Origin of the sequence: uncultured Pseudoxanthomonas sp. (assembly GCF_947498795.1) — a bacterium.
In the GTDB taxonomy this organism is placed as follows: domain Bacteria; phylum Pseudomonadota; class Gammaproteobacteria; order Xanthomonadales; family Xanthomonadaceae; genus Pseudoxanthomonas_A.
This window is the reverse complement of record NZ_CANMLQ010000004.1, coordinates 286,682-299,742: the sequence shown is the minus strand read 5'-3', so window position 1 is coordinate 299,742 and position 13,061 is coordinate 286,682. Positions and strand designations below refer to the sequence as shown.

Annotated in this window: 13 protein-coding genes and 1 pseudogene; 7 read left to right on the top strand and 7 right to left on the bottom strand. The window is 68.3% G+C overall.

The window, feature by feature from the left end:
• Nucleotides 1-181: 181 nt before the first annotated feature.
• Nucleotides 182-922 carry a pteridine reductase gene (locus tag Q0907_RS12410; RefSeq protein WP_299345128.1) on the top strand — a complete coding sequence of 247 codons (741 nt, stop codon included), beginning with the start codon at nucleotides 182-184 and terminating at the stop codon, nucleotides 920-922.
• Nucleotides 923-955: 33 nt separating this feature from the next.
• Here the strand turns inward: Q0907_RS12410 and folK are convergent, their stop codons facing one another.
• The 4 genes from folK to tsaD form a co-directional block, all read right to left on the bottom strand.
• Nucleotides 956-1,441, bottom strand: coding sequence for a 2-amino-4-hydroxy-6-hydroxymethyldihydropteridine diphosphokinase (gene folK / locus Q0907_RS12405; protein WP_299345125.1), 486 nt, complete (start codon nucleotides 1,439-1,441; stop codon nucleotides 956-958).
• Between the two features lie 3 nt (nucleotides 1,442-1,444).
• A complete protein-coding gene (gene folB / locus Q0907_RS12400) occupies nucleotides 1,445-1,804 on the bottom strand; it encodes a dihydroneopterin aldolase (RefSeq protein WP_299345122.1) in 360 nt (119 codons plus the stop codon).
• Between the two features lie 52 nt (nucleotides 1,805-1,856).
• Entirely contained in the window at nucleotides 1,857-3,119 is a 1,263-nt protein-coding gene (locus Q0907_RS12395) for a mechanosensitive ion channel domain-containing protein (protein ID WP_299345119.1), read from the bottom strand.
• Nucleotides 3,120-3,240: 121 nt separating this feature from the next.
• A complete protein-coding gene (gene tsaD, locus Q0907_RS12390) occupies nucleotides 3,241-4,284 on the bottom strand; it encodes a tRNA (adenosine(37)-N6)-threonylcarbamoyltransferase complex transferase subunit TsaD (protein WP_299345116.1) in 1,044 nt (347 codons plus the stop codon).
• Nucleotides 4,285-4,417: 133 nt separating this feature from the next.
• Between tsaD and rpsU the strand changes: the two genes are divergently transcribed.
• The 4 genes and pseudogenes from rpsU to Q0907_RS12370 form a co-directional block, all read left to right on the top strand.
• Complete coding sequence (rpsU, locus tag Q0907_RS12385; RefSeq protein WP_002808376.1) at nucleotides 4,418-4,633, top strand: 30S ribosomal protein S21; 216 nt, start codon at nucleotides 4,418-4,420, stop codon at nucleotides 4,631-4,633.
• Nucleotides 4,634-4,741: 108 nt separating this feature from the next.
• The gene (locus Q0907_RS12380) at nucleotides 4,742-5,188 is read left to right on the top strand and encodes a GatB/YqeY domain-containing protein (protein WP_299345113.1); all 447 of its coding nucleotides are present in this window, start codon (nucleotides 4,742-4,744) and stop codon (nucleotides 5,186-5,188) included.
• A gap of 166 nt (nucleotides 5,189-5,354) precedes the next feature.
• On the top strand, nucleotides 5,355-5,849 hold the full coding sequence (locus tag Q0907_RS12375; protein WP_299345110.1) for a GNAT family N-acetyltransferase: 495 nt from the start codon (nucleotides 5,355-5,357) through the stop codon (nucleotides 5,847-5,849).
• 85 nt (nucleotides 5,850-5,934) lie between these two features.
• A pseudogene (locus Q0907_RS12370) lies at nucleotides 5,935-6,768 on the top strand (YihY/virulence factor BrkB family protein); the annotation flags it as partial.
• A 67-nt stretch (nucleotides 6,769-6,835) separates the two neighbouring features.
• On the opposite strand, the gene dld reads toward Q0907_RS12370, so the two are convergent.
• Nucleotides 6,836-8,536 (bottom strand): D-lactate dehydrogenase, encoded by a 1,701-nt coding sequence (gene dld / locus Q0907_RS12365; RefSeq protein ID WP_299345107.1) that lies wholly within the window; start codon nucleotides 8,534-8,536, stop codon nucleotides 6,836-6,838.
• A gap of 78 nt (nucleotides 8,537-8,614) precedes the next feature.
• On the opposite strand from dld, the gene dnaG reads away from it, so the two are divergent.
• Together dnaG and Q0907_RS12355 are read left to right on the top strand one after the other, a co-directional pair.
• A complete protein-coding gene (dnaG, locus tag Q0907_RS12360; RefSeq protein WP_299345104.1) occupies nucleotides 8,615-10,354 on the top strand; it encodes a DNA primase in 1,740 nt (579 codons plus the stop codon).
• Nucleotides 10,355-10,364: 10 nt separating this feature from the next.
• Nucleotides 10,365-10,847: a sulfur transferase domain-containing protein gene (locus Q0907_RS12355; protein WP_299345102.1), complete on the top strand. Its 483-nt coding sequence runs from the start codon at nucleotides 10,365-10,367 to the stop codon at nucleotides 10,845-10,847.
• Nucleotides 10,848-10,949: 102 nt separating this feature from the next.
• Here the strand turns inward: Q0907_RS12355 and cyoE are convergent, their stop codons facing one another.
• Entirely contained in the window at nucleotides 10,950-11,888 is a 939-nt protein-coding gene (gene cyoE / locus Q0907_RS12350) for a heme o synthase (RefSeq protein ID WP_299345099.1), read from the bottom strand.
• A complete protein-coding gene (locus Q0907_RS12345) occupies nucleotides 11,888-13,048 on the bottom strand; it encodes a COX15/CtaA family protein (RefSeq protein ID WP_299345096.1) in 1,161 nt (386 codons plus the stop codon). The genes cyoE and Q0907_RS12345 overlap by 1 nt, the downstream gene beginning before the upstream one ends.
• Between the last annotated feature and the right edge of the window lie 13 nt (nucleotides 13,049-13,061).

Sequence of the window (13,061 nt, the reverse complement as noted above, 5' to 3'; positions counted from 1 at the left end):
CGCCTTCCTGCTGTCCCCGCCGGCACATCCGGCGAGGAGTAATGCATCGCAACATGCATGGTCGATGCGCACGCCGTCAAGCATCCGGGCGATGCCGCGTTCTCCTCACATTGCTGGCGGTGCCATGCGCCATTCCGGTGCAACTCAGGGGACAATGCGGGCCTTGCTTCCGGAGCCTGCCATGTCCACAGCGCGTCGCGTCATCCTGATCACCGGTGCCGCACGCCGCATCGGCGCGGCGATCGCACGTCGCCTCCACGCCGAGGGCCATGACCTGGCGCTGCACTATCGCGGGTCGTCTTCCGACATGCGCACGCTGGTCGGCGACCTGGAAGCGGCACGCGCGGGCAGCACGCTGATGCTGCAGGCCGACCTGGCAGTCTTCGACCGGCTGCCGGAACTGGTGGCCAAGACCGTCGGGCACTTCGGCCGCCTCGACGCGCTGGTCAACAATGCCTCCGCCTTTTATCCCACCCCCGCCGGCGCCACCACCCCCACGCAGTGGGAGGAACTGTTCGCGGTCAACGCACGCGCGCCCTTCTTCCTGGCGCAGGCGGCAGCTCCGCACCTGCGCGCCGCACGCGGCGCCATCGTCAACATCGCCGATGTCTATGCCGAGAGGCCACGTGCGGACCTGGCGGTCTACGCGGCCTCGAAGGACGCACTGCTGGCGGTGTCGCGCGGACTGGCGGTATCGCTGGCGCCGGAGGTGCGGGTGAATGCCGTGTCGCCCGGCGCCATCCTGTGGCCCGATGGCGGGATCGATCCCGACGTGCAGTCGCGCCTGCTGGCGCAGACCCCGTTGGCGCGCGTCGGAGATCCGGACGACATCGCCGGTACCGTGGCGTGGCTGCTCGGCGACACCGCCGGCTACGTCACCGGCCAGGTAATCCACATCGACGGCGGCCGGCACATCGCCTGACGCGCATGTGGCGTAGCGTGCGCCATGCGCGCGCTACGGGAACGGGACCGCCTGCGGAGGCGTGTCGTGGTCGGGATGCTCGCGCCACAGCGCCGCCAGCGTATGGCCGCTGCGCGGTTCGACCACGTCGGGTGCGATGTCGACCAGGGGCAGCAGCACGAAGGCATGCTTCAGCTCATCGCGCGGCAGGCGCAGGTTGCCCGGCCCCTGCATCACCCGGTCGTCGTAGAGCACGATGTCGATGTCGAGCGTGCGGTCGGAGAAGCGCGGACCGCTGCGGTCGCGACCATGCGCGTCTTCCAGCGCGTGCAGCCAGTCGTTCAGCGCCAGCGGATCCAGATCGCTGTCGATGATGGCCGCCGCATTGAGGAAGTCGGTACCGTCGAAGCCGACCGCGCGCGTGCGGTAGACGGGCGACAGCACCACCTCGCCGAAGCGCTCGCGAAGCGCATCCACCGCCACCCGCAGGTGGCGCTCGGGTTCCACGTTGCTGCCGAGGCTGAGATAGGCCTTTCCCATGGTTCAGTCCGGCCGCACGCCGCGCTCGATCAGCACGCCGACGTTGCGCGCGCCGGTGACCGCACCGGGCTTGCTCAGCTTCAGCCGTACCCATGCCACCCCGAATTCCTCGCGGATGATCGCCGCGCATCGTTCGGCGAGCGTCTCGACCAAGCCGAAGTTCGCCCCTTCGACGAAGGCGATCAAGCGCTTCGACACCGCCTTGTAGTCCAGCGTGTGCACGATGTCGTCGCTCGAGGCGGGAACGCGGTTGTCGAATGCCATCTCCACGTCCAGCGCGACGGTCTGGCGGATGCCGCGCTCCCAGTCGTAGATGCCGATGACGGTCTCGATGCGCAGGTCTTCGATGAAAACGATGTCCATGGGGGGCTCTGGATCCGGGTGCGGGAATGGTACGCGCAATCGTCGCGTCCGCTCAGCCCGCGACTCCCATGGCGGCACGCGGCATGCCATCAAGCCGCCGCAGGTCGGCACCGCCCGGCTGCTGGAAGACCTGCAGCCCGAACTCCGGGAGGATCGCCAGCAGGTGGTCGAAGATGTCCGATTGGATGCCTTCGTATGCGCCCCACGCCACTGTCCGGGTGAAGCAGTAGATCTCCAGCGGCAGTCCGGTCGGGCCCGGCGGCAGCTGGCGGACGAGCAGCGTCATTCCATCGTGGATGCCATCGTGCGCGCGCAGATAGGCTTCGACGTACGCGCGGAACGTGCCGACGTTGGTGATCCGCCGGTGGTTGACGGTCTCGCTGCCCCGCGCGGCCAGCGAGGTGTTCCATGCCCGCAGTTCGCCGTCCTTGTGCCGCAGGTAGTCCTCCAGCAGGCGGAAGCGGCGCAGGCGCGCCTGTTCGGCATCCTCGAGGAACCGCACGCTGTTCTGGTCCAGGTGCAGCGCACGCTTGATGCGCCGGCCGCCGGACTCGCTCATGCCCCGCCAGTTCTTGAACGACTCGCCGATCAGCTTCTTGGTCGGGATGGTCGAGATGGTCTTGTCCCAGTTCTGCACCTTCACCGTGTGCAGGGCGATGTCGATGACGTCGCCGTCCGCGTTCTGGCTCGGCATTTCGATCCAGTCGCCCACCCGCACCATGTCGTTGGAGCTGATGGTGACGCTGGCCACCAGCGACAGCAGGGTGTCCTGGAACACCAGGATCAGCACCGCCATCATCGCGCCCAGGCCGGACAGCAGGATCACCGGCGAGCGGTCTATCAGGGCGGCGACCATCAGTACCGCGGCAATGACGAACACGATGATCTTCAACAGCTGCAGGTAGCCCTTGATCGGTTTGTCGGCGGCATCGGGTCGACGCTGGTAGACCTCGTTGGCCAGGTCGAGCGCCGCCGCGACGGCCAGCGCGACCGTGAGGATGATGAAGGCGAAGCACACGTTGCGGACCACCGCCACCAGCAAGGGCGGCAGGTCGGGAACGAAGGCGATGCCGGCCGCGAGCACGATGGCGGGGACGACGTTGGCCAGCCTCGGGATGACGCGCAGGCGTACCTGTTGGTCGCCCTGTCCCACCGGCAACGTGGCAAGCAGTCGCCGCAGGCCGCGCAGCAGCACGCGCTTGGTCAGCCAGTTCGCCAGCCAAGCCAGCGAGACGAGTGCGCCGGCGGCGATGAGGGCGTAGGCCCCGGGATACGGCGCTAGGTGCGCGCGCAGGGCGTCCAGGTGTTCGATCATTCCGTTACCCCTTGAGGCGGTTCATGCGCACCACGGGATCTGCATTGCACAGGAGGGCGCGTCGGTTGGCGGAACGGTCACCCTACCCGGACCGCCTTGAACCTGATCGGAACTCGGCTGCTCAGGGCGCCGCGATCCGCGCCACCTGCGGCAGCGTCGCCATGTCCCAGCGTGGCGTGACCTTCACCTCTGCCGTCTCGTGCTGGCCCGCTTCCAGTCGCAACGCACCGGCGAAGGCGATCATCGCGCCGTTGTCGGTGCACAGCGACGGGCGGGGAAAGCAGGCACGGCCGCCGCGCTTGGCCGCCATCTCCTGCAGCCTGGCGCGCAGCCGCTTGTTGGCGCCGACACCGCCGGCGATGACGATGACGTCGCTGCCGGCTTCGTCCAGTGCGCGTTCGCACTTGATGGCCAGCGTGTCGACCACGGCATCCTCGAACCCGCGCGCGATGTCGGCCCGGGTCTGTTCCGCCTGGTCGCTGTCGCGCCAGGCCAGCAGCACCTGCGTCTTCAGGCCGGAGAAGCTGAAGTCCAGCCCCGGCCGGTCGGTCATCGGACGCGCGAACCTGAAGCGGCCCGGCGTGCCCTTTTCCGCAAGGGCGGCCAGTTGCGGACCGCCCGGGTACGGCAGGCCCATCATCTTGGCGGTCTTGTCGAAGGCCTCGCCGGCAGCGTCGTCGAGGGTTTCGCCCAGCAGGCGGTAGCGGCCGATGGCGTCCACCGCCACCAGCTGGGTGTGACCGCCGGACACCAGCAGGGCCACGAAGGGCGCATCGGGCGGGTCGTCTTCCATCAGCGGCGCCAGCAAGTGGCCCTCCATGTGGTGGACGGCCACGGCGGGCACGTCCAGCGCCCAGGCCAGGGACCGGGCCACGCCGGCCCCGACCAGCAAGGCGCCGACCAGCCCCGGGCCGGCCGTGTAGGCCACGCCATCCAGATCGCCGGTGGCCAGGCCGGCCTCGGCCAGGGTCTGGCGGATCAACGGCAGCAGCTTGCGCACGTGGTCGCGACTGGCCAGTTCCGGCACCACGCCGCCGTATTCGGCGTGCAGGGCGATCTGGCTGTAGACCGCGTGCGCGCGCAGCCCGGCCGCGCCGGACAGGCCGGTGTCGTAGACGGCCACGCCGGTTTCATCGCAGCTGGTTTCGATGCCGAGGACTTTCATGAGGGGGATCTGGGGTTGCTGGAGGGCGGGGACAAGCCGGCGACACGCCGGGTGGGTTGCAGCGCCGGAGTCAGCCGCTATAATACGCGGCTCACCGGGCGTGCCCGGACCGTTTACACCACCGAGATTACGTATGCCCAGCGTCAAAGTCCGCGAAAACGAGCCGTTTGAGTTTGCGCTGCGTCGCTTCAAGCGCACCTGCGAGAAGGCCGGCGTCCTGGCCGAAACCCGCAAGCGCGAGTTCTACGAGAAGCCGACCCAGGAGCGCAAGCGCAAGGCCGCTGCTGCGGTGAAGCGTCAGCTGCGTCGCAGCTCGCGCGACGTCACCAAGCGCCAGCGCCTGTACTGAGCCGCGTCGCTTCGCAAGAAGCCGGCACGCGCGAGCGTCGCCGGCTTTTTGTGTTTTTGGCGCCCCGCCGTCGCGGACCGTCTTACCCCAGTTCCCCCGGAGCACACCATGTCCCTGAAACAGCAGCTTACCGATGACATGAAGGCCGCCATGAAGGCCGGCGAGAAGGACCGCCTGGCGGTCATCCGCCTGATCAACGCCGCCATCAAGCAGCGCGAAGTCGACGAGCGGATCGAGCTGGACGACGCCGCCGTGCTGGCCGTGCTGGAAAAGATGGTCAAGCAGCGCAAGGACTCGGTCAGCCAGTTCGAGGCCGCCAACCGCGAGGACCTGGCCGCGATCGAGCGCGCCGAGCTGGTCGTGATCGATACCTACCTGCCGGCCAAGCTGGGTGAAACCGAGATCCTGGCCGCCATCGAGGCGGCCGTCGCCGAAACCGGTGCCACGGGGCCGGCCGACATGGGCAAGCTGATGGGCGTGCTGAAGCCGCGCCTCGCCGGCCAGGCCGACATGGGCCAGGTGTCCGCGCTGATCAAGAAGAAGCTCGCGGGCTGAATGCAGTTCGCGTTCGCTCGCGTGACGCACGCTACGCACCAGACCGTGGCGTTCTCGTAGAGCCGAGCTTGCTCGGCTCGACTGCCTCCGCACGTCACCGACGTCATGGCCAGTCGAAAGCAGCGGAGCAAGCTCCGTTCTACGCACCACGCCGTACAATCGCGGCATGAGCAGTCCTGAGATCAACCTGCGGCCCGCGACCCCGGCGGACATCCCGCAGATCCTGGATTTCATCCACGGCCTCGCCGAGTACGAAAAGCTCGCCCACGAAGCCGTCGCCACGCCGGCCCTGCTGGAAGCGCACCTGTTCGGCGAACGCCCCGCCGCGGAAGTCGTGATCGCCGAGGTCGATGGCATGCCTGCGGGCTTCGCCCTTTTCTTCCACTCGTTCTCGACCTTCCTGGGCCGGCCCGGGTTGTACCTCGAGGATCTGTTCGTGCTGCCGCCCTACCGCGGGATGGGTCTGGGCAGGCGGTTGATGGTGCATCTGGCGCAGCTGGCGGTGGCGCGTGGTTGCGGGCGTTTCGAATGGTCGGTGCTGGACTGGAACGAGCCCGCCATCCGCCTGTATCGCAGCCTCGGCGCGGTGGGCCTGGACGAATGGACCGTGCAGCGGGTGACCGGCGATGCCTTGTCGGCACTCGCACGCCGCGACGCGTGAACATCAGGGCCACGCCGCCATAACGAACTGCTGACACGCCGCGCGCCACGCTCGGCACATGGAACATCCAGCCCCCTTCCGCACGCTGCGCGCACGAGCACGCACCGTCGGTGAACGTGCCAACCGCAGTCTGCCCGCCGCGCTGGTGCGGCGCTTCATCGAAGCCGACCTGATGACGCAGGCCGCGTCGCTTTCGTTCTACGCGCTGCTGTCGCTGGCGCCGCTGCTGATCCTGCTGCTTTGGCTGACCGCTTCGCTGTATCCACCGGCGCAGCAATCGCTGCTCGACCAGATCCAGCAGCTCGCTGGCCCCAGCGCCGGTACCGTGGCCGAAACGGTGATCCGCAACGCCAGCGACCGGCCGGATGTCGGTTCGCTGGCGGGATGGTGGAGTACGGCCCTGCTCTTCATCGGCGCCACCGTGGTGTTCGCGCAGTTGCAGGGCGCGCTCAACCTGATCTTCCGCACCGATGCGCAACGGCTCAACGGCGCGCTGGCCTGGCTCAAGAAACGCGTTTTCTCGCTCGGCGTGGTGCTGGCCATCGGCTTCCTGCTGGTCGTCTCGATGGTCGCCACGACGGCGCTGCAGGTGGTGTTCGCGCGACTGCCATCGCTGCTGCCTGCACTGGGCTATACGACCACGCTGCTGCTGTACACGCTCGCGTTCGCCTTCTTCTACCACTACCTGCCGGACCGGCGCGTGGCATGGAAGCAGGCCTTCCTAGGTGGCGCCATCACCGCGCTGTTGTTCGCCGCCGGCCGCTACCTGATCGGGCTGTACCTGGCCGAAGCGGCGCCGGGCAGCGCCTACGGTTCGATGGGAGCGCTCGTGCTGTTGCTGGTGTGGATCTACTACGCCAGCGTGGTGTTCTTCGTAGGCGCATTGATCACGGCGGTGATCGATGAGCGGAAGCGTGCAGAAGCCAGCGTAAAGGAGTGAGAAGTGAGTGCAAGGCGACGTTCGCTCACTTCTCACTCCTCTCCACTCACTCCTTCCAGTCCGCCTGCCTGCTGGTCTGGCCGATGCCGGGATTGAAGGTATTCGTGGGATCCAGCATGCGGTAGAAGTCGGCCAGCGCCGGCTTGGCACGGTACAGGTGGCCGACGTTGTGTTCGGCGGGGTACTCGGCGCCGCGCGCATCGAGCAGGTCCCACAGGCGGTGTTCCACCGCCAGCGGATCGACGCCCTTCCGCACGATGTAGTCCTGGTGGAACACGTGGCAGAAGAAGTGCCCGTAGTAGAGCCGCGCGACCATCGTCGTCGCCAGCGCCGCCGGCAGTGTCTCCACCCAGGCGCGGTCGTCGCGGCGCAGGGCGATGTCCAGTGCGACGATTTCCTCGACCTCGGCCGCATGCACCGCGCGATAGCGCACCGCCGCGCCCGCCACCGCGAAGCGCAGCAGGAACGCCTTGCGGCCCTCCTCCGCATCGCAGGCGAAGAAATCCCCCTCGCGGCCACCGAAGAACCCGTGCAGGAACGCGCGTGTCGCTTCTGCATCCCGCGTCGACACCTTCAGCAGCAGGTGGTGCTCGTAGCGGTTGCGGTACGCGCGCAGCCGCGGCGGCAGGTGGTCAGGCAGCTTCGCGGTGAACCATTGCAGCGCGCGATCCGCCAGCCCCTGCATGCCGAACCGTTCGCACACTCCGTCCACGCGGCTCTTCAGTGCGAACGCTGCGGGTATCTTGTCGGTCCCGAACCGGTCGATCAGCAGGAAGGTGTCCTTGCCATAGCGGTCGCCGATGTCGAAGGCGTCGCGGTGCAGGTATTCGCCGGCGATCGGCAGGCGCTCGAAGGCGGTCAGCAGATGACGGCGCACCTCGGTGAGGTCGTCCGGGTCGTTGCTGCCGATGTAGAAGACCGACGCATCGTCGCGTTCGAACGTATCCAGCCGCACCGCAAACACCGCCAGCCGCCCCGCACAGCCCGAGGCCTCGTGCAGGCGCGAAGGGTCCGCGTTGTAGCGGGCGGGCGTGGGTGCGTCGACCTCGCGGACGTGGTCGGCATAGCAGGGGTCCGATGCGGCCTGCGCCGGATCGTGGACGATGGCATCGGCACCGTAGTCCCCGGCCTGCAGCCGCGACAGGATCTCTTCCGGTGTCTCGCCCAGCGCGATGCCGAGATGGTTCACCAGCCGCAGCACTCCGTCGTCGCCCCGCTGCGCGTACAGCGCCAGCTCGGTGTACGCAGGTCCGCGCCGCACCAGTGCGCCGCCGGAGTTGTTGCAGACGCCACCGAGCACGGAGGCACCGATGCACGAGGAGCCGATCACCGAATGCGGCTCCCGCCCGAGCGGCGCCAGCGTCTTCTCCAGCACATCCAGCGTAGCGCCCGGCAGGCAGACGACCTGGCGTCCTCCCTCCAGCAGCTGCACGCCGGTGAGGCGCCGCGTGCTGATCAGCACGATGCTCCGGTCGTAACCTTCGCCATCGGGCGTCGAACCGCCGGTCAGGCCAGTGTTCGCCGCCTGCATCAGCACGATGCGTCCCGCATCCACGGTCGCCTGCAGTACCCGCCACAGCTCCAGCAGCGTGCCCGGGCACGCCACCGCCAGCACGGGGCCGTCGCCAAACCGGTAGCCCTTGCGGTAGCGGCGTGTCGCGCGGGCGCCCGTCAGCACGTGCCTGCGGCCGACAACCTCGCGCAATCGCGCCAGCAGGGCGTCGTCTGGAATCGTCTCGAGCGGCATGGGCGCATGGTAGCGCGGCGGCGCGGCGGCCCGGCGGCCCGGCGGCCCGGCGGCCCGGCGTGGCATCCTATGCCTCGCATGGCCCGCATCCCCGACGCCTTCATCGACGAACTGCTCGCCCGGACGGATATCGTCGAGGTGGTGGGCGCGCGCGTCCCGCTGAAGCGCCAGGGCAAGGAATATTCGGCCTGCTGCCCATTCCACGATGAGCGCTCGCCGTCGTTCACGGTCTCGCCGACGAAGCAGTTCTACCACTGCTTCGGCTGCGGCGCGCACGGAACGGCGCTGTCGTTCCTGATGAACTACGACCGCCTCGAGTTCCTCGACGCGGTGGAGGAGCTGGCGCGCCGCAACGGCATGGAAGTGCCTCGCGAGACCCAGCAGCGCAACGAGAACAACGACACCCGCGACCTGTTCAATGCGCTGGAAGCGGCCGCGCGCTTCTTCCAGCGCAATCTGGAGGGCAGCGACAAGGCGAGGTCCTATCTCGACGGCCGCGGCGTGGATGCGGCGATCCGCACGCAGTTCATGATCGGCTATGCGCCGGACGGCTATTCGGCGCTGAAGGACGCGCTGGGCACCGACGAGCGCCGGATGAAGCTGCTCGATCGCGCCGGCCTGTTCTCGAAGAACGACCGCGGCCACGTCTACGACAAGTTCCGCGACCGCGTGATGTTCCCGATCCACGACCGGCGCGGGCGCGTGATCGCCTTCGGCGGGCGCGTGCTGCAGAAGGACGACGGCCCCAAGTACCTCAACTCGCCCGAGACCGCGCTGTTCCACAAGGGCCGCGAACTCTACGGCCTGTGGCAGGTGAAGCAGGCCAACCAGAAGATCGCGCGCCTGGTGGTGGTCGAGGGCTACATGGACGTGGTCTCGCTGTTCCAGTTCGGGGTGAAGGAAGCCGTGGCCACGCTGGGCACCGCCACCACGCCCGAACACGCCGAGCTGCTGTTCCGCAATGCGCCCGACGTGTACTTCTGCTTCGACGGCGATGCCGCGGGCCAGCGTGCCGCGTGGCGCGCACTGGAATCGGTACTGCCGCGCATGAAGGACGGGCGCCAGGCGTTCTTCCTGTTCCTGCCCGATGGCGAGGACCCCGACACCATCGTGCGGCAGGAAGGCGCGGTCGGTTTCGATGCGCGCCTGCAGCAGGCGACGCCGCTGTCGCAGTTCTTCTTCGACGAACTGGCCAAGGACATCAAACTGTCCACGCTCGACGGCAAGGCACGCCTGGCCGAGCGCGCGCGCCCGTTGCTGGCGCAGATTCCCGACGGCGCGTTCGGCGACCTGATGCGCCAGCGCCTGACCGAGATCACCGGTGTCGGCGCCGGCAGCGCTGGCACGCCGGTCGCCTCATCCCCGCCAACGTCACGTCGCGCGGTACCCACGCAGGCGGGGCACACCAAACCGAGCCTCGTCCGCAGCATCATCGTGCGCCTGCTGCACAAGCCCGCGCTGGCGTTGTCCATCGAGTCGACGCACGGTTTTTCCGCATTGCGCCTAGCGGGCATGGAGCTGTTGCTGGAACTGATCGACCTGGTGCATGCACGCCCCGACATCACCACCGGTGTGCTGCTTGAGCACTTCGCGGAACGCGACGAGGCCGCCGCCCTGCAGAAGCTCGCGATGCAGGACCTGCCCGGCGACGAGGACAGCTGGCGCCAGGAACTCCTCGACGCCGCCGTGCAACTGGAAAAACAGATGCTGCAGCAACGACTCGAGGAACTGCAGGCCAAGCAGCGCAGCCAGGGCCTGGACGAAACCGACAAGTACGAACTGCGCACGCTGCTGCAGGCCCGTATCGGCCGCCACTGAGGAGCCCACGATGATCCGCTTCGCTTCTTTGCTGTTCCTCCTCCTGGCGGGCTGCCCGCCGCTCGCCGCCCATGCCCGCGACTTCACCCAGCCGCAGCCCGGCCTGCACACGGGTGGCCAGCCATCGCAGGACGATCTCGTGCGCCTGAAGTCGCAGGGCGTGCGCACGGTGATCGACCTGCGCGGCGCGCAGGAAGATCGCGGCTACGACGAGGCCGCTGGAGCGCAGCGGCTGGGCCTGAACTACATCGCTTTGCCGATCGCTGGCAAGGACGACGTCACCCCGGCGAACGCGAAAGCGTTGGGCGAACTGCTGAGGGCACAGAATGGCGACGTGCTGCTGCATTGCGCCTCGGGCAACCGCGTTGGCGCACTGCTGGCACTGGATGCGGCGACGCGGGGTGTGCCACGCGAGGAAGCGCTGGAGCTCGGTCGCAAGGCGGGATTGACGTCGCTGGAGCCGGTGGTGGCGGAGCAGTTGGGCAAACCCTGACGCACCACGGTGAGCATGCTTCCCGTGGGAGCGACGTCAGTCGCGATGACGCATTCATGGCGCTCATTTCGCGACTGACGTCGCTCCCACAACAGCTCAACTTTATCCCGCCGGCACGAACTCGATGCCGGACGCCGCCGCCGCGGGCCGCAGCATCGGCATCGCCCAATGATCGACCAGCAGGAACGCGAACAGCGCCATCAGGTAGACGATGGAGTAGTTGAAGACACGCATCGGAAAGAAGTCGTCCGGCGGATCCAGCAATCGCCACGCGTACCAGAGGAACACCGCGCCCAGCACCAGCGCGCCCCCCAGGTAGAAGAAGCCGCTCATGCCGAACACCACCGGCAGCACCGTCACTTCGACCAGCAGTACCGTGTAGAACAGGATCTGCCAGCGCGTGTATGTCACGCCATGCGTCACCGGCAGCATCGGCACCAGTGCGCGGGCGTAGTCCTCGCGGCGGAAGATCGCCAGCGCCCAGAAATGCGGCGGCGTCCACACGAAGATGATCAGCACCAGCAGCAGCGCGTGCGGCCAGTCCCACTCGCCCTGCATGCCGGTCATGGTGGCCCAGCCCAGCAGCGGCGGCGCAGCACCGGCGATGCCACCGATGACGATGTTCTGCGGCGTGGCGCGCTTCAGGAACACCGTGTAGACCACGGCATAGCCGATCAGCGAGGCGAAGGTCAGGATCGCGGTGATCGTGTTGACCCAGATCACCAGGATCGCCATCGACAACGCCGCCAGGACCAGCGCGAACACCAGCGCCTGCCACGGCTTCACCTGGCCCTGCACCAGCGGGCGCCACGAGGTACGCGCCATCTTCGCGTCGATGCGCGCGTCGAGCAGCTGGTTGATCGCGGCGGCGCTGGAGGCGGCCAGCCAGATGCCGAGGAAGCCCAGCGCGCCGCGCAGCAGCTCCGCGCCGTCGGGCAGGCCGTCGATGGCGAGGAACATGCCGACGATCGCGGTGAACACGATCAGCGCCACCACGCGCGGCTTGGTCAGGTCCCAGTACTGGCGGAACGTCGATGCCATCAGTCCGGCCTGCGCAGGCGCGCGGTCAGCGAGACCAGGGTGAACAGCAGCAGCACGGCACCGGCGTTGTGCGCAACGGCCACCGGCAGCGGCAGGTTGAGCTTCACGTTGAGGATGCCCAGCGTGACCTGCGCGGCGATCAGCACCCCCAGCGTCAGCGACCAGCTGCGCATGCCGGGGGTGCGGAACAGGCGAAGCGCCAGCGCCAGCACGTACAGCGCCACCACCACCGCCATCGCGCGATGGGCGAGCTGGATCGCAATGCGGGCCGCACCATCGAGCACGCCCCCTTCGTAGTCCACGCCGATGCCACGCCACAGCACGAAGCCTTCGCGGAAATCCGCCGGTGGCGCCCACTGGCCCACGCATTTCGGAAAATCCAGGCCGCAGGCCAGGGCGGCGTAATTCGCGCTGACCCAGCCGCCCAGCGCGATCTGGATGCCGAGCAATGCCAGCCCGCCGATCAGCCAGCGGCGCAGCACGCTCGCATCGGCCAGCGTGATCGGCCGGCCGGTGGCCCGCCACGCCATCCAGACGAGCAGCGAGAACGTGGTCAGGCCGCCGAGCAGGTGCCCCATCACGACGATGGGTTTCAGCAGCCAGGTGACCGTCCACATGCCGAGCAGCGCCTGGAAGATGATCACCGCCAGCGTCAGCGCACCGGCGCGCGCCAGGTCGATGTTCGTCCAACGCAATGCCGCGAACAGCAGGATCGCTTCGCCGATGACCGCAAGTACGGACGCTTCCACGTGCTCGCCGTGCATGTACAGCGGGATCGCCGCGCCGACCAGCCCGGCGGCGATCAGGATCTGCGCGATGCCCCAGCGCCGGCGGCGTGCGGCGAGCAGCGCCAGCACCAGCACCAGCACGCCCAGCGACGCGGCGAGGTGGCGGTGCACCTGTTCGCGCCACGCCTTGTGGGTTTCGAACGGCCGGATCTCGCTGGCGACGTGGGAGGCCGCTTCATCGACCGCTTTCGGCCACGCGGCACGGCCGTAGCAGGTCGGCCAGTCGGGGCAGCTCAGCCCGGCATCGGACAGGCGCACGAAGGCGCCGAACACGACGACGCACAGGGTCAGTGCGACCGCGAGCCAAGCGATGCGGTGGAAGTGCTTGTAGACAGCAGGACGGGAGAGGACGGAGCGGGCGGGGGTAGTCATCATCGGCGGTTCT

Bases quoted from the DNA above. Each gene is read 5' to 3' on its own strand.
- Q0907_RS12410 (WP_299345128.1), top strand. From the start codon at position 182: ATGTCCACAGCGCGTCGCGTCATCCTGATCACCGGTGCCGCACGCCGC.
- folK (WP_299345125.1), bottom strand. From the start codon at position 1,441: ATGGGAAAGGCCTATCTCAGCCTCGGCAGCAACGTGGAACCCGAGCGC.
- folB (WP_299345122.1), bottom strand. From the start codon at position 1,804: ATGGACATCGTTTTCATCGAAGACCTGCGCATCGAGACCGTCATCGGC.
- Q0907_RS12395 (WP_299345119.1), bottom strand. From the start codon at position 3,119: ATGATCGAACACCTGGACGCCCTGCGCGCGCACCTAGCGCCGTATCCC.
- tsaD (WP_299345116.1), bottom strand. From the start codon at position 4,284: ATGAAAGTCCTCGGCATCGAAACCAGCTGCGATGAAACCGGCGTGGCC.
- rpsU (WP_002808376.1), top strand. From the start codon at position 4,418: ATGCCCAGCGTCAAAGTCCGCGAAAACGAGCCGTTTGAGTTTGCGCTG.
- Q0907_RS12380 (WP_299345113.1), top strand. From the start codon at position 4,742: ATGTCCCTGAAACAGCAGCTTACCGATGACATGAAGGCCGCCATGAAG.
- Q0907_RS12375 (WP_299345110.1), top strand. From the start codon at position 5,355: ATGAGCAGTCCTGAGATCAACCTGCGGCCCGCGACCCCGGCGGACATC.
- dld (WP_299345107.1), bottom strand. From the start codon at position 8,536: ATGCCGCTCGAGACGATTCCAGACGACGCCCTGCTGGCGCGATTGCGC.
- dnaG (WP_299345104.1), top strand. From the start codon at position 8,615: ATGGCCCGCATCCCCGACGCCTTCATCGACGAACTGCTCGCCCGGACG.
- Q0907_RS12355 (WP_299345102.1), top strand. From the start codon at position 10,365: ATGATCCGCTTCGCTTCTTTGCTGTTCCTCCTCCTGGCGGGCTGCCCG.
- cyoE (WP_299345099.1), bottom strand. From the start codon at position 11,888: ATGGCATCGACGTTCCGCCAGTACTGGGACCTGACCAAGCCGCGCGTG.
- Q0907_RS12345 (WP_299345096.1), bottom strand. From the start codon at position 13,048: ATGACTACCCCCGCCCGCTCCGTCCTCTCCCGTCCTGCTGTCTACAAG.